We start from the raw sequence: 23912 nt of genomic DNA, 5'->3' as shown, positions 1-23912 counted from the left end.
TCAGTCCTGACCCCGCCAGGTCGCGGTCTGGCCCTCGTCATCCACGACCCGCCCGCGACGCAGATCGCCCGCGCGCGCACGCGTGTCGGCGTTGAGTTCGCGCTCGTGCGCGAGCACCGACGAGGCCAACTGGTAGGGCACCGAAATCATCATCACGCCGGGCGTGAACAGCAGCCGAGTCTTCAGCCGCAGAGCCGTCTGGTTGTGCAGCAACTGCTCCCACCAGCGCCCCACGACGTACTCCGGGATGTAGACGGCGACCACCCCGCGAGGGCTCGCCTTCCTGATCTCCGAGGCGTAGTCCACGATCGGGCGTACGACCTCGCGATAGGGCGAGTAGAGCACCTTGAGCGGCACGTCGATGTTCCGGTCGTCCCATTCCTCCAGCAGCCGATCGGTCTGGCCTTGATCGATGGAGACGTAGACGCCCTCCAAGATGTTGGGGCGCGCTGCCTTGGCGAAGGCCAGGGCCCGCAGCGTCGGCTTGTGCAACTTGGAGACCAGGACGATCGCATGTACGCGCGTCGGCAGCACCTTGTCCTGCTCGTCTGCGGCCAACTCGAGTTCGACGGCGTCATAGTGACGCCGGATGGCTTTCATGATCGCGAAGAAGACGATCATCGCGAGGATCGCGATCCACGCTCCGGCCAGGAACTTCGTGAGCAGCACGATCACCAGCACCACGCTGGTCATGCCCAGACCGAAGGCATTGATCGCCCGCGAGCGCAGCATCCGGGCGCGCTCGGCCGGATCGTTCACCGATCGCAGGTTCCGGGTCCAGTGCCGGATCATGCCAAGTTGGCTGAGGGTGAAGGAGACGAAGACTCCGATGATGTAGAGCTGGATCAGTTTGGTGGTCTGGGCGTCGAAGGCATAGATGAGGATGATCGCCATCACGGCCAGGAAGAGGATGCCGTTGCTGTACGCCAACCGGTCACCGCGCGACGCCAGCGACCGGGGGGCGAAGCCGTCCTTGGCCAGGATCGAGCCGAGCACCGGGAAGCCGTTGAACGCGGTGTTGGCGGCCAGCACCAAGATGATGCCGGTCATGGCCACGACGAAGTAGAAGCCGGGCGGGAAGTCCGCGAAGACCGCCTTCGACAGTTGGGCCATCACGGGGTGCTGGTCGAAACCCTCGGGCATCGGGTTGCCGTTGGCGTCGCGCAATCGCTCCAGCTCGTGCGGGTCGACGTAGCGAAGCCCCATCTCGCGCGCGAGCAGGATGATGCTCATCAACATCGTGATCGCGATGCTGCCCAGCAGGAGCAGGGTCGTCGCGGCGTTCTTGGACTTGGGCCGTTTGAACGCAGGCACGCCGTTGGAGATCGCCTCGACTCCCGTCAGGGCGGCACACCCGGACGAGAAGGCCCGCGCCAACAAGAAGACCAGCGCGATCTGGGTGATCTCGTTTTCGCCGAACCCCGGCGTCGGCACGATCTGCCATTGCGCGCTCTCGACCTTTCCGAGGTGGCCGGTGAAGTATTGGAAGGCACCCACGGCGGACATGCCGAGCACACCGATCATGAAGCCGTATGTCGGGATGGCGAAGAAGCTGCCACTCTCGCGTACGCCTCGAAGGTTCATCGCGGCGAGCAGCAACACCAAGACGATGGCGACCGTCGCCTCGTGTCCGATCAGCGAGGGGATCGCCGCCGCGGCGTTCTGAACCCCGGACGAGATCGACACCGCGACGGTCAGCACGTAGTCGACCAGCAACGCCGAGGCGACCGTGACCCCGGCCGTCTCACCGAGGTTGACCGTGGCGACCTCGTAGTCGCCGCCACCGCTGGGGTAGGCATGCACGTTCTGGCGGTACGACGCCACGACCGTGAGCATCACCAGCGCGACCGCGAGGCCGATCTTCCAGGAGAACGCGTACGCAGAGGCGCCCGCCACGGACAGCATGATGAAGACTTCGTCGGGGGCGTACGCGACCGACGAGAGCGCGTCACTGGCGAAGACCGGTAGCGCGATCCGCTTCGGCAGAAGCGTCTCCCCCAACTGCTCGTTGCGAAGCTTGCGGCCTAACAGGATCCGCTTGGAAACATCGCCGACACCCACGGCAGACGAGATTAGACCCTCACCGGCGCTTCCCACACACGGACTGGGATAACGTTTCAGCGTGCACGTCGTGATCATGGGCTGCGGCCGCGTCGGTTCGAATCTCGCTCGCAGTCTGGAGGACCGCAATCACACCGTCTCGGTGATCGACAGCGAGCCCGATTCGTTCCGCCGACTCGGTCCCACGTTCAACGGCGACAAGGTCACCGGATATGGCTTCGACCAGTCGGTGTTGGAGAAGGCCGGGATCCGGCGCGCGGACGCGTTCGCGGCCGTGTCCAACGGAGATAACTCCAACATCATCGCGGCGCGCGTGGCGCGCGAGACATTCGGCCTGCAGCAGGTGGTCGCACGTATCTACGACCCCGGCCGGGCAGAGGTCTACCAACGCCTGGGAATCACCACCGTCGCCACGGTGCGCTGGACCTCGGATCAGATCCTGCGTCGCATCCTGCCCGCGGGCGCCGAGCCGGACTTCCGCGATCCGTCCGGGACGATTCGCGTCGATCAGGTGCCCTGTCCCGAGAACTGGGTCGGGCACCGCACCATCCACTTCCAGGAGCAGAGTCGCAGTCGGATCGCGTGGATCGACCGTCTCGGCGAGGGCATGCTGCCCAACCGCGACACCGTGCTCCAAGAAGGCGACCTCATGCACCTGGTGATGCGCGAGGAGACTGCCGTACACACCTACGACGTCATCGCCGCCGGACCCGAGGAGGCCTGATGCGAGTCGCCATTGCCGGTGCCGGAGCGGTCGGTCGCTCCATCGCCCGCGAGTTGATCCTCAACGGACATTCCGTCCTGCTCATCGACAAGAACGCCACGGCCATCAAGCCCGACCGGGTGCCGGATGCCGAATGGCTGCTCGCCGACTCCTGCGAACTCTCCTCGCTGGAGGAGGCCCGCCTAGACCGGTGCGACGTGGTCATTGCCGCCACCGGCGACGACAAGGCCAACCTGGTCACCTCGTTGCTCGCCAAGACCGAGTTCGGGGTCCCCCGCACCGTCGGTCGGGTCAACCACCCCAACAACGAGTGGCTCTTCACCGAGGCATGGGGCGTCGACGTCAACGTGTCGACGCCGCGGATCATGGCGGCGCTGGTCGAGGAGGCCGTCACGGTCGGCGACCTGGTCCGCCTGTTCACCTTCAGCCAAGGAAACGCCAACCTGGTCGAGATCACCCTTCCCGGCCGAGTCGCCGCACGTCGGCAAGCCGGCCGGTTTGATCCCCTTCCCCGAGAACTGCGCGCTGGTCACGATCCTGCGCGACGGGCAGGTCTACGTTCCCGACGCGGAACAACCGTTGGAGTCCGGGGACGAACTGCTGTTCGTGGTACCCGCCGAGGTCGAGGACCAACTGCAAGCGGTCTTGTCTCCGCGCGGCTGATCAGGCCGGCTCGACCGGAGTCACCACCCGAGGCGTGATCGGCGTGTGGTTGCGTCCCAGCAGCCACACCATGGCGGCCAGCGTCGCGAGTTGCAGTGGCCACCCCAGCGCGATCTTCAAGGTGCCGAGCAGTGCCACGACGGTGTCCGGATCGATCACCTCTCGCTTGCCGGCCAGCCACAGCGGCGCCTGCAGCGCCACTCGCAGCAAGCACGGCACGGCGAGCAGCCAGGTCAACTTGGTACACAGGCGTACGACCGGTCGGTCCTCATGCCAGGCGGTCGGATCGCCGGTGACACTGCCGACCATGAACCCCACCAGCGGCCAGGTGGTCAGACAACTGATCGCCATCAGCACGGCGTAACCGGCGTTGTAGAGGATGCCGGGCAGGAAGTACGCCAGGGCTTGCTCGTCCGCACTCGCGCCACCTCGCGCCGACATCGCGACGAAGGCCCAGCCGATGCCGATCCCGAAGACGGCATTCAGCACGAACTGCGCCGACGAGCGCTGCACCAACCGAACCGCGAGCAGGACGAGGGCAGCACCGAGGGAGATCCCGAGGGCCAGGTTGAGGTGCTTGGTCGTCAGCCAGGTCGCCGTGAACAGCACGGTGGGGACGGCCGCTTCGAGCATGCCGCGGCGACCCCCGAGTGCCTGGGAGAGTTGCTTGCGGACCAGCGCCTCGACGGTGTCGACGATGGGTGCGGATTCGGGCTGCGACGTCACGAGACGAGCTCGTAGCGGGGGTTGAAGATCACCCGCGCGCGGTGCTGGACGCCGATCCGCCCTCGCACGCGGATGGCGCGCCCGGGCACGATCCCCGCGATCCGTCGACGGCCGAGCCAGACCAACGTGATGGCGCCCGTCCCGTCGTACAACTCGGCTTCGAGTGCGGGCACGCCACCTCGCGGGCGCAACGTGACTGTGCGCAGCGTGCCCTGGATCTGGACCGGCACTCTGTCCTGGGCCAGCGCCACGGGCGTGTTGCCGCCGTCCTGATGGTCCATGCGCAGGTCACGGTCGTGCTGTTCGGCGCTGTTGGCCCACCGGCTGATCGTCGCGCGCAGGCGGCTCTTGGTCGGCATGGCGGAATCGTAGTTGCCTTGCGTCAGGATGTCGGGCGCGCGGAGTCGGGAAGGACGACCGGCAACGCCTCGCCGACCGGCATCGCCTCCTTGCCGCGGTGCACGATCACGTTGTCGAGCACCGCGAGCCAGTCCTGCGCCGCGGTCTCGTCCATGGCGGGCGCACCGAGGAACGACGCGCGCAGGAACCAACGCGGACCGTTGATGCCCAGCATCCGTGAGCGCTGCTCGCCCACGCGACCGTCGGGGAGTTGGACCTGGAGTCGCACGTTCAACTCGGTCCCGTGCGGGCCTTCCTGTTCGGCGGACTCACCACCACGGCTCTCGATGTCGGCCACGATCTCCGGCCGGACGTCGTCCCAGAGGTCGCCGGATCGGGGTGCCGCGAAGGCGCGCAACTCCAGCGCACCGTCCGGTCCGATCACCATGATCGACTCCACGGCCCCGGTGTTCTCGTCGACACGCAACTGCACCTCGCGCCCCTCGGGCGGCAGGATCCACAGCGAGCCGAGGTCGGCGTACGACCCCTCCTCCAGGTGCACATCCGCACTGTCGTGCGGGCCACCCTTCAACTCGTCGGCGGTGGTGACCGCGGGAGCCTCCGGCTCGGCCGATGCGGGGGCGGACTTGCGACGGAACTTCACTGCTCTTCTCCTCAAACTCTGTTGCGGGCGATCGGCTACGCCGACTCGAACCCGCCCGTAGAACCGTATCCGCCCGCACCTCGCGACGAGTCCGGCAGGTCGTCCACGGCGATGAACGCGGCGCGTTCGAAACGTTGGATCACCAACTGCGCGATCCGATCACCACGACTCAACTGCACCGACTCCGTGCGGTCATGGTTGATCAGCAGCACCTTGATCTCGCCCCGATAGCCCGCGTCCACGGTTCCCGGCGTGTTCACGATCGAGATTCCGTGTCGCGCCGCCAAGCCCGAACGCGGATGGATCAGCGCCACGTAGCCCTCCGGCAAAGCAATCGCGATACCCGTCGGAATCAGAGCCCGCTCGCCGGGAGCCAGATCGATATCGATCGTCGTCACCAGGTCTGCACCCGCGTCACCGGGATGGGCGTACGACGGCAACGGCAGGTCTGGATCGAGTCGCCGGACCAGGATCTGCAGATCCGCGGCGGTCACGCTGTCAGGCACGTTGATCGACCCTACCCGCATACCACCGCGACACCGCGACCTACGATGACGGCCGTGACCTACGACGAGCGGCTCTCCGTCCCCCTGCGGTGGTGGGTCCAGGGCACGATGCTGGTCGCGAGCCTGTGGCTGGCGGTCATCGTGGCCATGCCCCTCACGGCCGCCTGGGTCGTCAGCGCGATCGCCCTGGCCCTGTTGAGCGCGCTGTTCTTGGCGTACGGCGCTGCGCGTGTCCGGGTCGCGGACGGTGTGCTGAGTGCCGGTCAGGCCCGCATCGAGGTCCGCTTCCTCGGCGAGCCCGAAACCTTGGACGCGCACGAGGCTCGGTTGGCAGCCGGACGCGACGCTGATGCGCGGGCGTACTTCCTGCTGCGCCCCTACCTCAAGCGTGCGGTGCGGATCCCGCTGGAGGACCCGGCCGATCCCACGCCCTATTGGTTGATCAATACTCGACGTCCCGACCGCCTGGCAGCCGCGATCACCGAGGCGAAAGCCCCTACTCGCCCCTGACCTCGCCGCGAGGCTGTGGTTAGGGTTTCTCCATTCGCATTCCTTCAGGAGGTCAGCGACACATGGCAGGTTCGAGTTCCAAGATCTGGACCATCTTCTCGATGGCGGCTGCCCTCGGTGCGGCCGCGGTCGCCAAGAAGGGCGTGAACACGTCGTGGCGGATGGCCACCGGCAAGAATCCTCCGGCGAATCCGGCGGACCCGGATGTGGACGTCTGGGAGGCGGTCGCGTGGGCGGCCCTGTCGGGCACCTTGATCGCGATCGCGCGGATGATGGCCACGCGCAAGGCGGCGCGCTATTACGAGAAGTCCACCGGACACCTGCCGGCCGAACTCAAGAAGGACTCCCAGGACAAGGACTCCGCAGAGCCCGCGACGTCCTGATCAGGCCTCAGATGCAGTCGCGGCAGATGAGCTTCTTCTCGTCTGCCAGTTGACTGCGGTGGTGCACCAGGAAGCAGCTCATGCAGGTGAACTCGTCCTCCTGCTTGGGCTTCACCTCGACCGCGAGTTCCTCGTGGGAGAGGTCGGCGCCGGGGAGCTCGAATGACTCGGCCGCCTCGGCCTCGTCCTCGTCCACCTTGCCGGAATTCTTGTCATGCCGGCGCGCCTTGAGCTCTTCGATGCTCTCTTCGTTCTGCTCTTCCTCGGTCTTGCGAGGGGCGTCGTAATCGGTAGCCATAACAAGTCTCCTGAAAAGCGTCTTCTGCCGGGCCAGCGCGCCAGATTGTGCACCATCACCCGCGGTCTGTGCACGGGGGGCTCGCCGCACGCTGTCCAGCACGCAACAGATCCGGGCAGTTTCCTATTCCGTCGCCACGGCGTGGGCGGGCAGCGCGCCCGCCTCGACCAGTGCGTCGACGAGGTCGTCGAAGCCGTTCGCGGGGCCGGCGATCAGCAGGTCCTGACCGCCGCGGCCCGTGGTGAGCAGGGTCCTGCCGCCGGCTTCACGCACCACGAGTCCGGCCGCCGCGTGGTCCCAGTCGTGCACACCTTCCTCGAAGTAGCCGTCGAAGACGCCCTTGGCGAGCAGACACAGATCCAACGCACACGACCCGAGTCGGCGGATGTCGCGTACGAGCGGCAGGAGACGAGCGATCGCCGACGCCTGCACCTGACGCAGGTCCTGGCTGTAGCCGAAGCCGGTCGCGATCAGGCGCATCGACAGCGGGCCCACCTCGCTGACCGCCAAGTCACGCCCATCGCAGCGGGCGCCACCGCCGAGCGTTGCCTCGTACGTCTGCCCTGTCGCGGCGTTGACGACGACCCCTGCAACGACCTGTTCGCCCTGGTGGGCGGCGATCGAGACGGCGTACTGCGGGAGGTCGTAGAGATAGTTCACGGTGCCGTCGATCGGGTCGACGATCCAGGTCACGCCGGACTCCCCGGACTCGACACCACCCTCCTCGCCCAAGAAGCCATCGCCTGGACGTGCCGTGAGCAGCAGGCGCCGGATCATCGCTTCGGTCGCGGTGTCGACGGCCGTGACGATGTCGATCGGCGAAGACTTGGTGTCGGCGACCTCGACCGGACGCGTACGCTGCTCGGCGACGAAGACCGCGGCCTGTTGTGCCACGTCCCTCGCCAAGGCGAGCAGTTCGCCGGGATCGGCGGGGTTCACTCCGACGCCTCGCACTGACCCAACGTAGGCAGGTCCGCGCGCGGGTTGGGGCAGCAGCCGGGACGACAAAGGTCGGGATAGGCCCCGAGGTCGCCTACGGCCGAGCGTTCGGGCGACTCGCCCCGCTCGGTGGCCGCGCGCTCCAGCAGCAGGTCTCGTACGACTGCCACGAAGCGTGGGTCCACGCCGGGGGTCCCGGCCCGCCGCGCGACGATGCCGAGACGCTCGGCGGTCGCGATCGCCTCAGTGTCGAGGTCCCACACGACCTCCATGTGATCGGAGACGAATCCGATCGGGATGATGACCACCGCGCGGACACCCCCGCCCGCCAGGGCCTCCAGGTGATCGTTCACGTCAGGTTCCAGCCAGGGCATCCGCGGGTCGCCAGAGCGCGAGCAATAGACCAGGTGATCGAGACGGCGTACGCCCGACTCGTCGCGGACTCGCTGCGCCACGACGCGGACCGCGTCGCGGTGTTGACGGACGTACGCGCCACCTTCCGGGCCGCTGCCGTCGTTCATCGAGTCGGGGATCGAATGGGTGACGAACACCAGATGAGCCTCGTCGCGCAGCTCCTCGGGAAGTTCTCCAAGCGCGGCAAGGGTCGAGGAGACGAAGGGCTCCAGGAATCCGGGGTGGTTGCAGTACGCCCGCAAGCGGTCGAGCCTGGGCGCGCCCTCGACGCGGGCGGTCGCCTCGAAGAGGTTCTCGCGATATTGGCGGCATCCCGAATACGACGAGTAGGCCGACGTCAGGAAGCAGGCCGCGCGCGTGACGCCGTCCGCGCGCATCTGCTCGATCGTGTCAGCAAGGTAGGGGTCCCAGTTGCGGTTGCCCCAATAGAGCGGCAGATCAAGTCCGGCCGCCGCGAAATCCTCCCGGATCGCCGCCAGGAATGCTCGGTTCTGGTCATTGATCGGAGACTTCCCACCGAAGTGGAAATAGTGCTCTCCGACCTGCTCCAGTCGTTCTCGCGGAATCCCGCGACCCCGGGTGACGTTCTCCAGGAACGGCACTACGTCCTCGGTCTGCTCCGGGCCTCCGAAGGAGACCAATAGAAGCGCGTCGTACGGTCGCGGATCAGGTGTCGCCATGCTCGTCATGGTAGGAGTTCCCACATGCTCGCGAACTACCGCCACGTCCTCTCCACCACGGGTGCGGCGAAGTTCTCGACAACCGGCCTGGTGGCGCGGCTGCCGATGGCCATGTTCGGCCTTGGCATCGTGCTGCTGGTCTCCGAAGTGACCGGGTCGTACGGCCTCGCGGGCGCGATCAGTGCGACCTATCTGATCGCCAACGCCGCAGGAGCCGTCCCGATCGGACGGCTGATGGACGCGCTCGGGCAGGACAAGGTTCTCTCGATCACCGTCACGGCCTGCTCGCTGGCGATGGGTGGGCTGATCGCCGCCGTCTGGCAGGAGTCTCCGCTGTGGGTCGTCTTTGCCTGCGCCGCTGTGGGCGGGCTGACCTTCCCGCCCCTCGGCACCTGCATCCGCGCACGCTGGTCCCACGTGCTCGACAACCCGCACCAGATCCAGACCGCGTACGCACTCGAAGGCGTCTTCGACGAGGTCGTCTTCATCCTCGGGCCGATCCTGGTCACGGTGCTGGCAACGTCGGTGCATCCACTAGCCGGACTCGGTACGGCGATCGTGGCGGGCCTGCTCGGCACACTACTGCTCGCGGCACAGCGCTCCACCCAGCCTGTTCCCGGCGTACACCAAGACCAAAGCGGGCCCCGCCCCGCGTTGCCGTGGGGCACCCTGATCCCGCTGACTCTGGTCTCCCTGATGCTGGGGTCCTTCTTCGGCTCAGCCGAAGTGGCCGCGGTCGCGTTTGCCGAAGAACAGGGCAACAAGGGCGCCTCCGGCTATCTGCTCGCGCTCTGGGCGCTGGGCTCCTTGTGCGCCGGTGTGATCTCAGGAGCGATCCGGTGGCGCCGAGGGCCTGAGTTCCGCGTCAAGGTCGGCGCAGTTGCGCTGATCCTGGTGATGTTGCCGATGCCGTTCTTGTCCTCGCTGCCCCCGATGGGGTTGGCCCTGCTCATCGCCGGGTTCGGCATCGCCCCCACGATGATCGCGGTGCTCACCTTGACCGAGCAGCGCGTCCCGTCAGCTCGCCTGACCGAAGGCATGGCGCTGGTCCACACCGGCATCGTGGCCGGGGTCGCGCCGGGGGCAACGCTGGCAGGCGTCATCATCGACGCGCACGGCGCAAACTCGGCATTCCTCGTGACGATCGCCGGCGCCTGCTTCGCTGCCCTCGTCGCCCAGGCCCTCCCGCGAGCCGCACCGGATCGACACGGCGCGCTGGCGTAGGCTCACGTCAATCAGGAATCGGCACGTCAGCGTGCTCTTCGACACCCGTCATCCGAATCAGGAGCCGTCCTCCTTATGGTCCACCTCACGCTCGTCGGGCTGAGTGGGGACGGCAGACGCTTGCTCCTGGTCGATGACGCCGGAGCAGAATTCACCCTCGATGCCAACGCATCGCTTCGCGCCGCGCTGCGCGGTGACCACACCCGACTCGGTCAGCTGGAGATTCACATGGAAAGCGCACTTCGCCCCCGCGACATCCAGATGCGGATCCGCGCCGGAGAGACACCCGAGGCGGTCGCCGCGGCGGCACAGACCACCGTGGAGAAGATCATGCCGTTCGCGGCTCCGGTGCTCGCCGAACGCGAGCACATCGCCGAGCGCGCGCAGCGCGCGTCCGTACGCCGTCGCAGCGACGCCGCCGGTTCGACCGGCACCGGCTCGACGGGCACCGCGCGTACGCTCGGCGACACCGTCGCCACCCACCTCAGCGACCTCAACCTCACCTCCGATTCAGTCCGCTGGGATTCCTTCCGGCGCGAGGACGGTCGTTGGACCCTCACCGGTGAGATCCACGCGGGCAAACGCAAGGGCACCGCGAGGTTCACCTTCGATGCGCCGGGCAACTTCGTGACCGCCGACAACGACGATGCACGCTGGCTGTTGGGTGAGGAGACCAAGCCCGCTGCGACCAGCAAGTCGGCCAGGAGCGAACGCCGGCTCGCGGCTGTCGTCTCCGAGGACGAACTCCCGCTGGGCGGCGCAATCGGCGCGCTGGGCGATGACGCGATCCAGTTGGTCAGCGAGGAGCCGCCCGCCCCGCCGCCCGCTGACACTCGTCGTGAGAGCGACTCCCGAGACGACGTCGCGGCTACCGCCGACCTGAGCGACACCGCCGCGCGGATCCGCGAGACCGTACGCCGCGACGAACCCGCCGACCGCGAGCAGGGCGGCTCCTTCTTCGACGCCGTCTTCTCGCGGGCGGAGGAGGACGAGCGCGTCGACGGTGCCGCCGCGGTGACCGACATTCCCGTACGGCGCGACCAGGGCGCGGAGACTGACGCGCCCACGCCGGACACGGCTGCTCCTGACTCTGGGCTCGATTCTGGGCTCGATTCTGGGCCTGATTCTGGGCCGGAGCCCGCACCTCGGCCGCGTCGCAAGGGCGCACGCGCCTCGGTGCCGAGTTGGGACGAGATCATGTTCGGCAGCGGGCCGAACAAGGACTGACCCGACAACAGGCTGGTTCAGCCTCGCTCCACCGGCCGTCGGGGATCGGTGATCCAACCCGACCAACTCCCGGGATAGAGGGCAGCGCGTACGCCTGCGAGTTCCATCGCCAACACGTCGTGGGCGGCCGTGACCCCGGAACCGCAGTACGCCGCGACATCCGCCCCCTCCACGGCGCCCACCCGGGCATAGACCGCGCGGAGACGTTCGGGGTCCTGGAACCGGCCGGACTCGTCCAGGTTGAGGCCGGTCGGCACGTTGACAGCGCCCGGAATATGGCCGGCGACCGGATCCACGGGTTCCTCCGCCCCGCGGAAGCGCTCGGGTGCTCGCGCATCCACCAGCACACTCACCGCCGGCACGGCATCCGCCTCGACCACGGGCATGGCTCCAGGGCGCGCCCGGAAGTCCCCCTCGACAGGTTTCGCCGAGTCGCCGGGCTCCACGGCTCCACCCGACAGTCTCCACGCGGACCAACCGCCGTCGAGCACCCGTACGTCCGGATGCCCGTGGAAGCGCAACAACCACCACGCCCTGGCCGCTGCTCGGCTCCCCCAGTCGTCATAGACCACCACGGGACGGTCCTGGCCCACGCCCCAACCGCGTGCCGCGGCTTCGAAGCCGAGGGTGTCAGGCAGCGGGTGGCGACCGCCCACGCCGGGTGGGTCGGCCAGATCACGATCGAGGTCCACATACGACGCGCCTGGGATATGCCCGGCCGCGAACTCGGCTGCGCCCGGCGGTCCGCCCAGGCGATACCGCACGTCGAGGATCGTGACGTCCTCACTGCACCGATGCAGTTGCGCCACGTCGATCAAGAGCTCTGCTCACAGGCGCAACCTAGTCTGTGCGTGCCGACCGCCGAAGGTGTGAAAAGATCGGCGCACGATGGCTGAGTTGCACTTCTTCACCGGCACGATGGACTCGGGCAAGAGCACGCTCGCCCTCCAGACCAACCACAACCATGCCGCACGCGGGCTGGTGGGACGGATCTTCACGACTCACGACCGCGCGGGTGAGGCGACCATCTCAAGCCGTCTCGGGCTCACCCACGACGCGCTTGAGGTCACTGAGGACTTCGACTTCTGGAAGTACGTCGTCCTCGAGCTCACCCAGGGCGGTCGCCTCGACTATCTGATCTGCGACGAGGCGCAGTTCTACACCTGCGAGCAGATCGACCAACTCGCCAAGATCGTCGACGAACTGCAACTCGACGTGTTCGCCTTCGGCATCCTCACCGACTTCCGGTCCGTGTTGTTCCCCGGCTCGGCACGCCTGGTCGAGCTGGCCGACCGGATGAACGTGCTCCAGGTCGAGGCGCTGTGCTGGTGCGGCAAACGGGCCACCCACAACGCGCGTACGGAGGACGGCGTGATGGTCGTGGAGGGTGAGGTGATCGTGGTCGGCGACGTCGACGGTCCCGACGGTCCCCCGGCCGAGGTGGCGTACGAGGTGCTGTGCCGCCAACACCACCGCCGGCGGCTCACGGCCGCCCGGGCCAAGGCGGTCAGTCTGGCCCCGGAGCCGCTCCCCTTCGGTTGAGTTCCCCCTCCCTACCCGTTGAGTTGCGTCTCCCTGGCCGTTGAGTTCGGACTGCCGGGTGATCAGCTCCACTCAGCGGCACGGGTCGCGAGAAGATCACGTACGAGATCGTCTGGCAGTGGATCGTCGACGGTGAAATGCAACGCACTCTTGGTCTGCTTGCGTCCCTGGGTCTGCTCGGCCACCGTCGACAGGGTGGTGCCACTGTGCGGATACCAGCTCATGAAGCCCTGGTGGCTCAAGAAGCCACCGATCGCATGGCCGTCCACCACGAAGGTGGGCATCCCATAGCTGACCTTCTCGGTGACCGTGGGATAGGCCTCGTAGACCACGTCGCGGAGGTGCCGCAGCACTGCGGCGCGGTCCTCCGGCAGGTCTCGCAGATAGTCCTCCACCGGGGTCACAGACTCGCTCATGTACGCATCGTGACATGAACCCCGGGCCGACCCACGCGGGTGCCCGACGCTTCACCCCACCAACAGAGGGATGTTCATCTCGTCGGGCGTCAAGGAGCCGTGCAGCCCCACCAGTCGTGTCTCGTAGGGGAAGTCAGCAGACGAGAACACCCCGAAATCGTCGTGCGCGGCCACGACCACGTCGCCCAGCCGGGGCAGCACCAGCGGGTCGACGGCGCCGAACCAGCCGCGGCCGATCGCCTCGTCCCGGGTCAGTACGGATGCTCGCTCGCCCACGATCGAGCGCCACGTCGCGAGCACGTCGTCGGCAGCACCAGCGCGGCAGTACAGGTGCCGGAACCGGGCTTCGCCTCCGAAGACGGCGATGCCGTCTCGCAGTTCAGGCACCGCATCGACGTCCAGTCGAGCCGACGCGGGCGAGTCCACCATGCCGTGGTCGGCCACGACGACGAGCCGAGTCGAGTCCGGCAGGGACTCTCGCAGTTGCTCGGCCTCGGCATCGACCATCGCGAGTTGCTGCAGCCACGGCGTCGAGGCCACGCCGAAGCGGTGACCGGTCCAGTCGAGGTCGGGCTCGTAGACATAACACAGCGAGCCACGCTGGGAGGAGGCCGCAACCGTGGCTGCGATCCGTTCACCGACGCGGTCCGCCCCGACGTACGCGGCCCCTCGTTGCGACGCGACCGTCAGGCCGCTGTTATGGAACTCGCGTTTGTTGATCGTCGTGGTCGTCACTCCGGCCGCCCGCAACGCCATGAAGACCGTGTCGTGCGGCTGCCACTCCTGCGGATCGACGCGCGAGTCCCACTGCAACGCGTTCAGCAGCCGATCCGTCCCCGGCACCCGTGAGGTGAATCCGACCAACCCGTGCGCTCCCGGGGGCAGCCCGGTCCCCAGGGAGGTCAGGCTGACGGCCGTCGTCGACGGCACGCCACAGGTCAGCGGCGCGGAGGCGTCGAGCAGGCTGGACAGGTAGGGCGCCGCATGGGCATAGCGCCGCAGCAGTTCGCTGCCGAGTCCGTCGACGAGGAGGACGACGTACGACGGGGCAGGCGGCAGGTCGAGGCGCGCCGATGCGCTCTCGGCCGAGGACCCGACCGACGCCCCGAGTGCACGCCCAACCGCGGGCAGCACGTCGGCGAGCGTGTGAGAGCCGTACGCCGGCTCGACGAACGTCATCGGCCTCGGGTCCGCGCGGCCAGCGCGTCCGCGAAACCGAGCAACGACGCGACTGCGTCCGCGCCGTCGGCCGCCGCGGAGATTCGCAGCGTGAAGTCATCACCGGCCAACGTGCCGGTGTAACCGTGATCGGCCGCGCATTCGGGATCCGAACAACCGGCTGGTTCGAGGTCGACGCGCGAGACCCCACCCCACGAGATGGTCATCACCGCTTCGGCAGACCGCGACGCGCCCTTGACCGGGTTGGTCGTCATCCGGGTCACCACCACCGAACGCACCGAGGACAAGGCGATCGCCTCGGTCGTCGTCGACGTATAAGGCTCCGGCAGCAGGTCGTCGCCCGCATGCTCGTCGGTGTGCGCCAAGATCAGCCGCGAGGGCGTCAGCACGATCACCGATTGGTGCCGCCGCACCTCGTCGCGATCGAAGGTCGGCTCGTGATGGACGAAGTACGACGCCACGACCTCGCCGCCGATGGCCGAGCCGACTCCGTCGGCGACCACCTCCGGGTAGTAACCGGTGCGATCGATGGCTGCGCGGAGGTCGGTCGTACGGTCCAGGGGCTCTGAAGTGGAAGCGGCGGCCATGCCTGGCAGTGTGTCACGCACGCGCCCGCGACGGACCAGCCCTCTCCCCCCTCGGGTGGGGTCAGTTGGGGAGCGTGTCGCCGATCGGAGTGGTCAGGCGGCGTACGAACCAGTCGGAGCGTGGATCGACCACCGGCTCGACCCGGACCCGGGCGTTGAGGACGGCCGCCCCCTCCGCACCCACCTGCACCAACGCAAGTTCGAGTGAGCGAACCTGTGGCAGGTCGTGCTGCAGTCGAGCCACCTGCGTGATCAGCCGTTCGGCCTCGGTGACGTCGACGACCTCGGAGCCGCGATAGCCGAAGAGCAACGGCGACGACTTGATCTCGCGCACCATGTCGGCGGCATCCTGGCTCGACAGTGGCGGGATCCGATAGGACTTGTCCGCCAACAACTCGGTCAACGGCCCCGAGATGGAGAACGACACCACCGGCCCGAAAAGCGGGTCCTCGAGCGTGGTGATGGCGACCGGCACTCCCGGTGGCGCGGTCTTCTGCACGACGAATCCCGCCGATTCCGCCTCGGTGATGATCTCGGTCAGGGTCGACCATGCGGTCTCCATCTCCGCGGGTGAGTCGATGTTGCGCCAGACATGGGCCAGGTCGGGACGGTTGCGCAGTCGCTCGTGCGTCGCCTTGAGTACGACGTCCTCCCAGCCGAGTTGTTCCCCCGCCGCCAATGCCTCGTCGAGGGTGGCCACGGCGAGCGTGTCCCAGAGCGCGATGTCGTAGGTCGCAAGCAATGCTCGGCACTCGTCGGTGGTCAGATCACGACCCTCGTGCGCCGTCGACAGCACCTCGTTGATCATCCGGCGCGCAGCGGCCGGGTCGACGGTCTCATCGGGCTCGTGCGCGGTGTCGGCCGGGTTCCGCAGCCACACGGCATAGTCGACGACGCGAGCCAGCGCGCGTGACGGCGGCCTCGACACCTTGGTAGGACGGCACGGATCCGCGCCCAGCCGTGTGCCCTGCCACGTCCGGCACGCGCAGCAGTTCGGGGATGCCTTGCGAGCCGAGGAACGTCGAGACCAACGGCTTGTCGGACTGTTCACCCACGGCCGCCAACACGTTGGCGACGTCACCACCCGACACGTTGACGGCCGGGATGTAGATCGCCACGACAGCATCCACTTCGGGATCGTCGATCATCGAGTCGAGCGCGTCCTCGAACTCTTCCGCACCAGCGCTGGGCCCGAGCAGGACAGACTTGTTCACCACCAGGCCCGCCTCCGAGGCGGCGTCGGTCGCGAGCAGCGCGATCGCGTCGGAGTTCCCGACGATCGCGACCCGCCTGCCCCGCGGCAACGGCTGGTGTGCGACCAACTGAGCGACGTCGAACATCTCACTCAGCGTGTTGACCTGGATCACGCCCGCCTGACGAAACATCGCGTCCACTGCCGCCGCCGGGGCCGCGATCTTGCGGACGGCGTGACCCATCGGCACGCCCTGGGTCGTACGTCCAGATCGCACCGCGATGATCGGCTTGCGCCGCGACACACGACGCGCGATCCGCGAGAACTTGCGGGGGTTGCCGATGGACTCCAGGTAGAGCAGGACGACCTCGGTCGCCTCATCGTCCTCCCAATACTGCAAGAGGTCGTTGCCCGACAGGTCGGCGCGGTTGCCCGCGCTGACGAAGGTCGAAAGACCGAGCCCGCGGTCGTAGACCCGTTGGAGGATCGCGCTGCCCAACGCCCCCGACTGGCAGAAGAAGCCTGCCCGACCACGAGGCGGCATGATCGGCGAGAGCGAGGCGTTGAGCCGCGACTCGACAGCGGTGTTGATCAGGCCGAGGCAGTTGGGACCGATCAACCGCAGACCGTACGACCGCGCGAGGCCGACCAGACGGCGCTGGCGTTGCCGGCCCTCCTCGCCGGTCTCGGCGAAGCCCGACGAGATCACGATCAGCCCGTGCACACCCTTGGCGGCACAGTCGAGCACGACGTCCTGCACGTTCTCGGCCGGCACCGCGACGACCGCGACATCGACGTGACCGGGGATGTCGGCGACGGTGGCGTACGCGGGCAGCCCCGACACCGGCGTCGCCGACGGATTCACCACGTACACCTCACCGGTGTAGTCCCCCAGCACCAGGTTGCGTACGAGGGCCTGCCCAACCGAGTCCGCCCTCCGGCTCGCGCCGATGACGGCCACGGAGCGCGCGTTCACGAAGCGGTCCAGCGACGCCGCGTCGGCGCGGTGCTCGCGCTGCTCCATCACCCCGATCGCGGTGTCGGTCGGATCGATCGAGAACTCCAACGAGATCACGCCGTCCCCGAAACCACTGGTCACCGAATAGCCGGCATCCTTGAAGGTCCGGATCATCGCCTGGTTCTCGGGCAACACCTCGGCGACGAAGCGTTCCATCCCACGCTCACGGCCCGCTTGGGCGAGGTGCTCGAGCAGCAACTGGCCGATCCCTCGGCCCTGATGGGAGTCCTGGACCAGGAACGCCACCTCGGCCTCGCCCGGCGTCACCTGCTCATAACGCCCGACCCCGATCATCTCGCCGCCCAGCAGCATGATCAGGGCCACCCGTTCGCGGTGGTCCACGTGGGTGAAACGGTAGCGATCCTTGGCGGAGAGTTCAGGCATCGGCGCGAAGAAGCGGAAGTACTTCGAACGGTCGGACACCCGGGCGTACATGGCGACGAGGAGTGCTTCGTCGTCGGGCCGGATGGGGCGGATATGCGCGACGCCGCCGTCGCGCAGCAAGACGTCGGCCTCCCAGTGCCGAGGTGTCTCTACCAGGTCGTCGCCACCCTCGGGACTCGTCATGCGATCAGCGTATCCATGCCTGGCGGGTGTCGCGCGCAACGGTGTCGGGGCGTCCGTAGACAATGGTCGGCATGGCTCGACGCACCACCAAGGCTCCTCCCCCGGACGACTTCGAGGAGCACATCCTCGATACCGACATCCGAGACGAGATGCAGTCCTCGTTCCTGGAGTACGCCTATTCGGTCATCTACTCACGTGCACTCCCCGATGCCCGCGACGGCCTGAAACCGGTCCAGCGGCGGATCCTCTACACGATGAACGACATGGGCCTGCGCCCCGATCGCGGCCACGTGAAGAGCGCCCGCGTCGTCGGTGAGGTGATGGGTCGACTACACCCGCATGGCGACGGTGCCATCTATGACGCGCTCGTACGCCTGGCCCAGCCGTGGTCGATGCGGCTGCCCATGATCGACGGTCACGGCAACTTCGGCTCCCCCGACGACTCGCCCGCCGCGATGCGCTACACCGAATGTCGGATGGACCACCCGGCGGTCGCGATGACCGCGTCGATCGACGAGGACACCATCGACTTCAAGCCCAACTACGACAGCCGCGAATACGAGCCGACCGTGCTGCCCGCGGCCATCCCCAACCTGATCGTCAACGGTACGACCGGGATCGCGGTCGGGATGGCCACCAACATCGCCCCGCACAACCTGATCGAGGTCGTGCAAGGTCTCAAGCATCTGCTGCGCCACCCGAAGGCGACCGTGGACGACCTCATGCGATTCATCCCCGGCCCAGATCTGCCCACGGGCGGCAAGATCATCGGGCTCGACGGCGTCCGCGACGCGTACGACACCGGCCGCGGCACCTTCCGGATGCGTTCGAGTGCTCGCGTCGAGACGGTGGGTCGCCGCAAGGGCATCGTGGTGACCGAGTTGCCCTACGGCGTCGGCACCGAGCGGGTGATCGAGCGGATCAAGACCCTGGTGCAGGCCAAGAAGATCCAGGGCATCAGCGACATCAAGGACCTGACCGACCGCGAGAAGGGCCTGCACCTGGTCATCGAGGTCAAGAACAGTTTCCACCCCGAGGCCCTGCTGGAGCAGCTCTACAAGCAGACGCCGATGGAGGACTCGTTCAGCATCAACTGCGTCGCGCTCGTGGACGGGCAGCCCCACACCCTGGGTTTGCTGGAGGTGCTCGACGTCTTCTTGCGCCACCGCCTCGACGTGGTGCGCCGCCGCACGGTGTTTCGGCGTACGAAAGCCGCGGACCGGTTGCACCTCGTCGAAGGCCTCCTGCTGGCGATCCTCGATATCGACGAGGTGATCCAGTTGATCCGGTCTTCGGACAATGCCGCCGAGGCCAAACAGCGCCTGATCGCGGTGTTCGACCTCAGCGACATCCAGGCCGAATACATCCTCGACCTCGCGCTGCGACGGCTGACGAAGTTCAGCAAGATCGAGCTCGACAAGGAGAAGGCCGAACTCGAGGCCACGATCGAGGCTCTGGACGCGATCCTGGCCGACGACGCCCTGCTGCGCAAGGTCGTCGCCGACGAGCTAGACGAGGTGGCCAAGACGTTCGGGACCCCGAGGCGCACGGTGCTCCTCGAATCTGCCGGGACTGCTGCGGTCACGGCGGCGACACCCCTCGAGATCGCGGACGATCCGTGCTTCGTCTACCTGTCGTCGTCCGGCCTGCTCGCCCGTACGTCGGGTGTCGAGGCGCCCGGTCAGGGCGGCGGCCGGGCCAAGCACGATGTCGTGGTCTCCGCGGTGCGTACGACCGCCCGCTCCGACCTGGGCGCGATCACGTCGGCGGGTCGGATCCGCAGGTTCCAGGCCCTCGACATCACCGCCGTACTTCCGGCATCGGCCAACGATCCGCACCTGGCCGGTGGCATCCTCGCGACCGAGATCCTGTCCCTCGACCCCGGCGAGCGGATCCTGGCATTGACCTCGCTGCGCACGGATGGTCCCGGCCTGGCGCTCGGCACCCGCGCCGGCGTGGTCAAGCGCGTCAACCCCGAGGTGCTCAACCGCGACGAGTGGGACGTGATCGGGCTCAAGGACGGCGACGAGGTCGTCGGCGCCGTCGAACTCGCCACCGGGGCGGAGGAGTTGTGCTTCATCACCTCCGACGCACAGTTGCTGCACTTCGGTGCCTCATCCGTACGCCCGCAGGGGCGTTTGGGGGGCGGTATGGCCGGCATCAAGTTGGGAGCTGACGCGCGGGTCCTGTGGTTCGGCGCACTCGACCACGGTGTCGACGCGGTCGTGGTGACGGCGTCGGGATCCTCCACCGCCCTGCCGGGCACCGAGCCCGGCGCCGTGAAGGTCACCGCGTTCTCGCAGTATCCGGGCAAGGGGCGCGCCACGGGCGGAGTGCGGTGCCACCGCTTCCTCAAGGGCGAGGACGCTCTCGCTGACGGCGTGGGCGGGCACCGCCCCGGCCCGAGCCGCCGCGAGCAGTGGCTCACCGGTGGAACTGCCTGCACCGGACGGTCGTCGAGACGGATCCGGCCTGCCGGGGAGCCAACCGATCGCGGCGATCGCGGGACCCGTCGCTGCTTTGTCCTGCCTCGGTTCGACCGAGTCTGTGGAAGGCTGACGCCATGCAGATCACCCCGGGCCTTCGGCGGGCCGGCGCGGCGGCCCTTCTCGTACTCGCGCTCGGCGCGACGACCGGCTGCAAGAGCGGCGACGACGCCGATGCCGACCCCGCGGCCCGGCTCGCCGAAGCTCAGCAGACCCTCGACGACACGAGCGGACTCAAGATCACGCTCAGCACTCCCGGCCTGCCGGACAGCGTCGAGAACGGGATCAACAAGGCCACCGGCATCGTGACCAACGCACCCGCCTTCGAGGGCGACCTCAGCGTGAAGTACGGCGGACTCCTGGTCGACGTGCCCGTCGTGTCCACCGGCGGCGTCGTCTATGCCCAGTTGCCCTTCACCAGCGGCTACCAGGCGGTGAACCCGAAGGAGTACGGCGCTCCCGATCCGGCCGCCCTGATCTCTGCCTCCAACGGCTTCTCGTCGCTGCTCCCCGCGACCCAGGAGGTCAAGGAAGGCAAGAGCGTACGAGGCGGTGTCAACAACAAGGAGGTCCTCACCACCTTCACCGGCACCGTGCCGGGTGCGGCGATGAATAAGGTGATCCCCTCCGCAGCGGGCCAGGACTTCGCGGCCAGTTATCTGATCACCGACGAGGGCGAGTTGCGTGAAGCCACGTTCAAGGGTGTCTTCTATGCCAAGTCCGACCCGATGACCTACGTCGTGGAGTTCGAGGACTACGGCACGACCAAATCGATCGAGAAGCCAGCCGGCGCGAAGTGACCCCGTCGTGACCGCGACCGACACCGAGTCGCCCCATCGCAGCGCCCGAGCGCTGCTGACAGCGGCCTCCATCGCGGTCGCGTTCGCCGCAGCCGACACCTATGTCGTCGTCCTGGCGCTGCCCGACATGATGGCCAGCGCCGGGATCCCGATCGCCGAACTGCAGCGCGCCGCGCCGATCATCTCCGGGTTCCTGCTCGGCTATGTGGCGATGTTGCCGCTGATCGGTCGGATCGCCGATCTGCGAGGTCGGGTCCCCGTGCTGGTGGCGGCTCTGGTGATCTTCGCCGTCGGCTCGCTGCTCACCGCACTCGCGTACGACATGTCCAGCATGGTCGTGGGTCGCTTCCTGCAAGGGCTCGGGGGTGGCGGGCTCGTGCCGGCGACGCTGGCTCTGGTCGCCGACATCTACCCGGTGCAGCGTCGCGGTGTCCCCCTGGGCATCGTGTCGGCCGTCCAGGAACTCGGCTCGGTGATCGGCCCGCTCTTCGGAGCGTTGGTGCTCGCCGTTGCGCCCTGGCCGGCCATCTTCTTGATCAACGTGGCCGTCGGACTGGTGCTGGCGGCGGCGATCCGAATGCTCTCGGCACGCGAAGCCACGCCGTCCGAGCACCCACCATCGGTCGAGGGTTCCGCGTCGGTCGAGCGCCATCGAGGCCACTTCGACCTGGTCGGACTCCTCCTGGCCGGGCTCGCCGTCTCCGCTGCGGCGCTGGTGATGGTGCGACCCGCACCGATCGTGCGAGACATCACGTGGGGTCAGATCTTCATCCCGTTCGTCGGCGACGGCCGTTGGCTGACGCCGGTCGGCGCGGTCGCCATCGCCTGCGCCGTGCTGTTCCTGGTGCGATGTTCGACCGCGCGTCACCCCTTGGTCGACCTGCGCGCGTGGTCTCGCTCCGCGCGTGACGCCGACCTTCTCGGTGCACTCCTGCTCGCGGCCGCGCTGAGTGGCGTGATCTTGGCCTTCGCGACAGCCGACCCCAAGATCGAGGTGTTCAGCGACAAGGGTCTGTACTACCTGGCCGTCGCGGCGATCGCCAGCGGACTGCTGGCCTGGCACCTGGCTCGCACCGCCAACCCGCTGATCCCCCACGACGCCCTGCGCGAGACCGCCGCGTGGGGCTCAATGGTGGTGTCCTTCTTCATCGGTGCGGCCCTGATCGCGGCCCTGATCGACATTCCCCTCTTCGCCCGCACCACGATCTACCCGGACTCCCAGTTGATGGCCGCGCTGGTGCTCGTACGCTTCCTGGTCGCCTTGCCGGTCGGGGCAGTGCTGGGTGGCTATCTGACTCGCCGTCTCAGCGCGGGCGTGATCACCTGTGTCGGCATGGTGTGCGCGGCGGCTGGCTTCTTGTTGATGAGCAGGTGGGGCCTGGAGTCCCTGCACGAGCCGAGCGCGAACATCGCGCTGGTCCTCGGCGGCCTGGGCTTCGGGCTGGCGCTCGCCCCGGTCAACGCCGCAGTCCTGGCCGCCACCCGAGCAGACGTCCACGGGGTGTCCACCGCCTTGGTCGTGGTCGCGCGGATGGTGGGCATGTTGGTCGGAATCTCTGCTCTCACCACCCTCGGGCTGCGCCGCTACTACGCCGAGCAGGGCGACATCCCGCCCGTACGCGAGGTGTGCGACGGCAAGAGCAAGTGCGACGAGTTCACCCGCATGCTCAAGGTCGCGGGCATCGCCCAGGAGCAGACCGTGTTCCTCGGCGCGGCCGGCTGCGCGCTGATCGCCGGTGTGCTGGCCCTGATCGTCTTCCGGCACGCCGACACCAAGGGAGTGTCGACGTCCCAGGTGCTGCGCGCGGGCGGTTGACGGTGCGTCTGAGAGAATCCTCGACGTGGCGTACTTGATCCCGCTCTCGCTCGGGCTGGTCGCGGTGGGTCTCGTGGCAACGATCCTCGTCACGTTCCGCGCCGCGCAGGCCCGTCAGCGCGCGCTGCGCTCGCGGTTGTCCGACGTCAAGGAACTCGCCTGGAGTCACCGCGAACTCGAACCCGATCTGGCCGCCGCCCTGATCGCCCAGATCGAAGGGTTCCAGAAGCGCTCGCAGGCGACTCCTGAGATGTTCGACGCGCTCCTCGACACCGCGTGGTCGCATCGCGAAACCAGTCCCGCCCTCTCGACCATCCTGGTGGACGAGGTACGCGCAATCCAGCGCCGCGAGATCGAACCCTGACACCGGCAGGGTCCGTCGCCGGTCGCTCGACGCGACGGGCTAAATTTGCAGACATGTCAGCGTTCGACGACCTGCTCGAAGCAAACCGGGAGTACGCCGCGACGTTCACGGGCGGTGACTTCGACGGCGTAGCCCACGCGGGCGTCGCCATCGTGACCTGCATGGACTCGCGGATCGATCCGCTCCGGATGCTCGGCCTCCAACACGGCGACGCCAAGATGTTTCGCAACCCGGGTGGTCGCGTCACTCCCCAGGCCTTCGAGGCGCTGGTCCTGGCCGTTCACCTCCTGGGAGTGGATCGCATCCTGATCGTGCCGCACACCCGCTGCGCCATGGCCAGTTCGACCGAGGCACAACTGCGTCAGCGAGTCTCCGAGTCGGCAGGTGTCGATGCCTCCTGGCAGCCCTTCGACGTGGTCGACGACCAACTCCAGACGCTCACCGATGATGTACGCAAGGTCAGCACCCACCCCCTCATCAGCGGTCGTGCCACCGTGGGCGGGTTCCTCTACGACGTGGACACGGGGCTCCTCACCGAGCACGCCTGAGCCCCGACAGCCCCGACAGCACCGGCAGCACCGACAGCC

Annotated in this window: 24 protein-coding genes and 2 pseudogenes; 12 read left to right on the top strand and 14 right to left on the bottom strand. The window is 67.8% G+C overall.

The genetic code is table 11. The features are described 5' to 3' along the window. Complete coding sequence (locus V9G04_06295; GenBank protein ID MEI2712903.1) at positions 1 to 2061, bottom strand: APC family permease; 2061 nt, start codon at positions 2059 to 2061, stop codon at positions 1 to 3. A gap of 61 nt (positions 2062 to 2122) precedes the next feature. Here V9G04_06295 and V9G04_06290 point away from each other — a divergent pair, with 61 nt between their 5' ends. Both V9G04_06290 and V9G04_06285 read left to right on the top strand, forming a co-directional pair. Continuing rightward, positions 2123 to 2785 carry a TrkA family potassium uptake protein gene (locus V9G04_06290; protein ID MEI2712902.1) on the top strand — a complete coding sequence of 221 codons (663 nt, stop codon included), beginning with the start codon at positions 2123 to 2125 and terminating at the stop codon, positions 2783 to 2785. Then, positions 2785 to 3448, top strand: a pseudogene (locus tag V9G04_06285) (TrkA family potassium uptake protein). Before V9G04_06290 ends, V9G04_06285 begins: the two are co-directional and overlap by 1 nt. Here the strand turns inward: V9G04_06285 and V9G04_06280 are convergent. The 4 genes from V9G04_06280 to dut all read right to left on the bottom strand — a co-directional run bounded on the left by V9G04_06280 (position 3449) and on the right by dut (position 5683). After that, positions 3449 to 4174 (bottom strand): DUF3159 domain-containing protein, encoded by a 726-nt coding sequence (locus V9G04_06280; protein ID MEI2712901.1) that lies wholly within the window; start codon positions 4172 to 4174, stop codon positions 3449 to 3451. Beyond that, on the bottom strand, positions 4171 to 4455 hold the full coding sequence (locus V9G04_06275) for an OB-fold nucleic acid binding domain-containing protein (GenBank protein ID MEI2712900.1): 285 nt from the start codon (positions 4453 to 4455) through the stop codon (positions 4171 to 4173). The genes V9G04_06280 and V9G04_06275 overlap by 4 nt, the downstream gene beginning before the upstream one ends. A gap of 101 nt (positions 4456 to 4556) precedes the next feature. Continuing rightward, positions 4557 to 5177, bottom strand: coding sequence for a DUF3710 domain-containing protein (locus V9G04_06270; protein MEI2712899.1), 621 nt, complete (start codon positions 5175 to 5177; stop codon positions 4557 to 4559). A gap of 35 nt (positions 5178 to 5212) precedes the next feature. Further along, positions 5213 to 5683 (bottom strand): dUTP diphosphatase, encoded by a 471-nt coding sequence (gene dut / locus V9G04_06265; GenBank protein MEI2712898.1) that lies wholly within the window; start codon positions 5681 to 5683, stop codon positions 5213 to 5215. A 45-nt stretch (positions 5684 to 5728) separates the two neighbouring features. Between dut and V9G04_06260 the strand changes: the two genes are divergently transcribed. Further along, positions 5729 to 6193 (top strand): DUF3093 domain-containing protein, encoded by a 465-nt coding sequence (locus tag V9G04_06260; GenBank protein ID MEI2712897.1) that lies wholly within the window; start codon positions 5729 to 5731, stop codon positions 6191 to 6193. 62 nt (positions 6194 to 6255) lie between these two features. Further along, on the top strand, positions 6256 to 6576 hold the full coding sequence (locus V9G04_06255) for a DUF4235 domain-containing protein (protein MEI2712896.1): 321 nt from the start codon (positions 6256 to 6258) through the stop codon (positions 6574 to 6576). Between the two features lie 7 nt (positions 6577 to 6583). Here the strand turns inward: V9G04_06255 and V9G04_06250 are convergent, their stop codons facing one another. From V9G04_06250 to V9G04_06240, 3 genes are all read right to left on the bottom strand, one after another. Next, complete coding sequence (locus V9G04_06250; GenBank protein MEI2712895.1) at positions 6584 to 6874, bottom strand: DUF4193 domain-containing protein; 291 nt, start codon at positions 6872 to 6874, stop codon at positions 6584 to 6586. Between the two features lie 123 nt (positions 6875 to 6997). Then, entirely contained in the window at positions 6998 to 7813 is an 816-nt protein-coding gene (locus V9G04_06245; GenBank protein MEI2712894.1) for an inositol monophosphatase family protein, read from the bottom strand. Beyond that, positions 7810 to 8907, bottom strand: coding sequence for a ferrochelatase (locus tag V9G04_06240; protein ID MEI2712893.1), 1098 nt, complete (start codon positions 8905 to 8907; stop codon positions 7810 to 7812). The genes V9G04_06245 and V9G04_06240 overlap by 4 nt, the downstream gene beginning before the upstream one ends. 24 nt (positions 8908 to 8931) lie before the next feature. Between V9G04_06240 and V9G04_06235 the strand changes: the two genes are divergently transcribed. Then, on the top strand, positions 8932 to 10131 hold the full coding sequence (locus V9G04_06235; GenBank protein ID MEI2712892.1) for an MFS transporter: 1200 nt from the start codon (positions 8932 to 8934) through the stop codon (positions 10129 to 10131). 75 nt (positions 10132 to 10206) lie between these two features. After that, positions 10207 to 11358 carry a septation protein SepH gene (gene sepH / locus V9G04_06230; GenBank protein ID MEI2712891.1) on the top strand — a complete coding sequence of 384 codons (1152 nt, stop codon included), beginning with the start codon at positions 10207 to 10209 and terminating at the stop codon, positions 11356 to 11358. A 17-nt stretch (positions 11359 to 11375) separates the two neighbouring features. Here sepH and V9G04_06225 read toward each other — a convergent pair whose 3' ends face one another. Continuing rightward, positions 11376 to 12167: a sulfurtransferase gene (locus V9G04_06225; GenBank protein ID MEI2712890.1), complete on the bottom strand. Its 792-nt coding sequence runs from the start codon at positions 12165 to 12167 to the stop codon at positions 11376 to 11378. 79 nt (positions 12168 to 12246) lie between these two features. Between V9G04_06225 and V9G04_06220 the strand changes: the two genes are divergently transcribed. Beyond that, positions 12247 to 12900: a thymidine kinase gene (locus V9G04_06220; GenBank protein MEI2712889.1), complete on the top strand. Its 654-nt coding sequence runs from the start codon at positions 12247 to 12249 to the stop codon at positions 12898 to 12900. A 62-nt stretch (positions 12901 to 12962) separates the two neighbouring features. On the opposite strand, the gene V9G04_06215 is transcribed toward V9G04_06220, so the two are convergent. The 5 genes from V9G04_06215 to V9G04_06195 form a co-directional block, all read right to left on the bottom strand. After that, the gene (locus V9G04_06215; protein MEI2712888.1) at positions 12963 to 13316 is read right to left on the bottom strand and encodes a DUF1801 domain-containing protein; all 354 of its coding nucleotides are present in this window, start codon (positions 13314 to 13316) and stop codon (positions 12963 to 12965) included. Between the two features lie 51 nt (positions 13317 to 13367). After that, on the bottom strand, positions 13368 to 14495 hold the full coding sequence (locus V9G04_06210) for a nucleotide pyrophosphatase/phosphodiesterase family protein (protein MEI2712887.1): 1128 nt from the start codon (positions 14493 to 14495) through the stop codon (positions 13368 to 13370). Continuing rightward, positions 14492 to 15082, bottom strand: coding sequence for a DUF5998 family protein (locus V9G04_06205; GenBank protein MEI2712886.1), 591 nt, complete (start codon positions 15080 to 15082; stop codon positions 14492 to 14494). Before V9G04_06205 ends, V9G04_06210 begins: the two co-directional genes overlap by 4 nt. Positions 15083 to 15143: 61 nt before the next feature. Next, entirely contained in the window at positions 15144 to 15962 is an 819-nt protein-coding gene (locus V9G04_06200) for an acetate--CoA ligase family protein (protein MEI2712885.1), read from the bottom strand. Continuing rightward, a complete protein-coding gene (locus tag V9G04_06195) occupies positions 15919 to 17859 on the bottom strand; it encodes a GNAT family N-acetyltransferase (protein MEI2712884.1) in 1941 nt (646 codons plus the stop codon). The genes V9G04_06200 and V9G04_06195 overlap by 44 nt, the downstream gene beginning before the upstream one ends. Positions 17860 to 17930: 71 nt before the next feature. On the opposite strand from V9G04_06195, the pseudogene V9G04_06190 reads away from it, so the two are divergent. The 5 genes and pseudogenes from V9G04_06190 to V9G04_06170 all read left to right on the top strand — a co-directional run bounded on the left by V9G04_06190 (position 17931) and on the right by V9G04_06170 (position 23873). After that, a pseudogene (locus tag V9G04_06190) lies at positions 17931 to 20418 on the top strand (DNA topoisomerase IV subunit A). A 4-nt stretch (positions 20419 to 20422) separates the two neighbouring features. Further along, complete coding sequence (locus V9G04_06185; protein MEI2712883.1) at positions 20423 to 21145, top strand: LppX_LprAFG lipoprotein; 723 nt, start codon at positions 20423 to 20425, stop codon at positions 21143 to 21145. Between the two features lie 7 nt (positions 21146 to 21152). After that, the gene (locus tag V9G04_06180; GenBank protein ID MEI2712882.1) at positions 21153 to 22961 is read left to right on the top strand and encodes an MFS transporter; all 1809 of its coding nucleotides are present in this window, start codon (positions 21153 to 21155) and stop codon (positions 22959 to 22961) included. 25 nt (positions 22962 to 22986) lie between these two features. Then, positions 22987 to 23325: a hypothetical protein gene (locus V9G04_06175; GenBank protein MEI2712881.1), complete on the top strand. Its 339-nt coding sequence runs from the start codon at positions 22987 to 22989 to the stop codon at positions 23323 to 23325. 53 nt (positions 23326 to 23378) lie between these two features. Beyond that, positions 23379 to 23873, top strand: coding sequence for a carbonic anhydrase (locus V9G04_06170; protein MEI2712880.1), 495 nt, complete (start codon positions 23379 to 23381; stop codon positions 23871 to 23873). Positions 23874 to 23912 lie beyond the last annotated feature (39 nt).

Origin of the sequence: Nocardioides sp., from assembly GCA_037045645.1 — a bacterium.
Taxonomy (GTDB): Bacteria; Actinomycetota; Actinomycetes; order Propionibacteriales; family Nocardioidaceae; genus Nocardioides.
The sequence above is the reverse complement of the archived record's forward strand: the minus strand, read 5'-3'. Positions and strand labels throughout refer to the sequence as shown.

Bases quoted from the DNA above. Each gene is read 5' to 3' on its own strand.
- V9G04_06220 (MEI2712889.1), top strand. From the start codon at position 12,247: ATGGCTGAGTTGCACTTCTTCACCGGCACGATGGACTCGGGCAAGAGC.
- V9G04_06185 (MEI2712883.1), top strand. From the start codon at position 20,423: ATGCAGATCACCCCGGGCCTTCGGCGGGCCGGCGCGGCGGCCCTTCTC.
- V9G04_06260 (MEI2712897.1), top strand. From the start codon at position 5,729: ATGACGGCCGTGACCTACGACGAGCGGCTCTCCGTCCCCCTGCGGTGG.
- V9G04_06215 (MEI2712888.1), bottom strand. From the start codon at position 13,316: ATGAGCGAGTCTGTGACCCCGGTGGAGGACTATCTGCGAGACCTGCCG.
- V9G04_06255 (MEI2712896.1), top strand. From the start codon at position 6,256: ATGGCAGGTTCGAGTTCCAAGATCTGGACCATCTTCTCGATGGCGGCT.
- V9G04_06170 (MEI2712880.1), top strand. From the start codon at position 23,379: ATGTCAGCGTTCGACGACCTGCTCGAAGCAAACCGGGAGTACGCCGCG.
- V9G04_06235 (MEI2712892.1), top strand. From the start codon at position 8,932: ATGCTCGCGAACTACCGCCACGTCCTCTCCACCACGGGTGCGGCGAAG.
- V9G04_06205 (MEI2712886.1), bottom strand. From the start codon at position 15,082: ATGGCCGCCGCTTCCACTTCAGAGCCCCTGGACCGTACGACCGACCTC.
- V9G04_06240 (MEI2712893.1), bottom strand. From the start codon at position 8,907: ATGGCGACACCTGATCCGCGACCGTACGACGCGCTTCTATTGGTCTCC.
- V9G04_06195 (MEI2712884.1), bottom strand. From the start codon at position 17,859: ATGACGAGTCCCGAGGGTGGCGACGACCTGGTAGAGACACCTCGGCAC.
- V9G04_06210 (MEI2712887.1), bottom strand. From the start codon at position 14,495: ATGACGTTCGTCGAGCCGGCGTACGGCTCTCACACGCTCGCCGACGTG.
- sepH (MEI2712891.1), top strand. From the start codon at position 10,207: ATGGTCCACCTCACGCTCGTCGGGCTGAGTGGGGACGGCAGACGCTTG.
- V9G04_06275 (MEI2712900.1), bottom strand. From the start codon at position 4,455: ATGGACCATCAGGACGGCGGCAACACGCCCGTGGCGCTGGCCCAGGAC.
- V9G04_06250 (MEI2712895.1), bottom strand. From the start codon at position 6,874: ATGGCTACCGATTACGACGCCCCTCGCAAGACCGAGGAAGAGCAGAAC.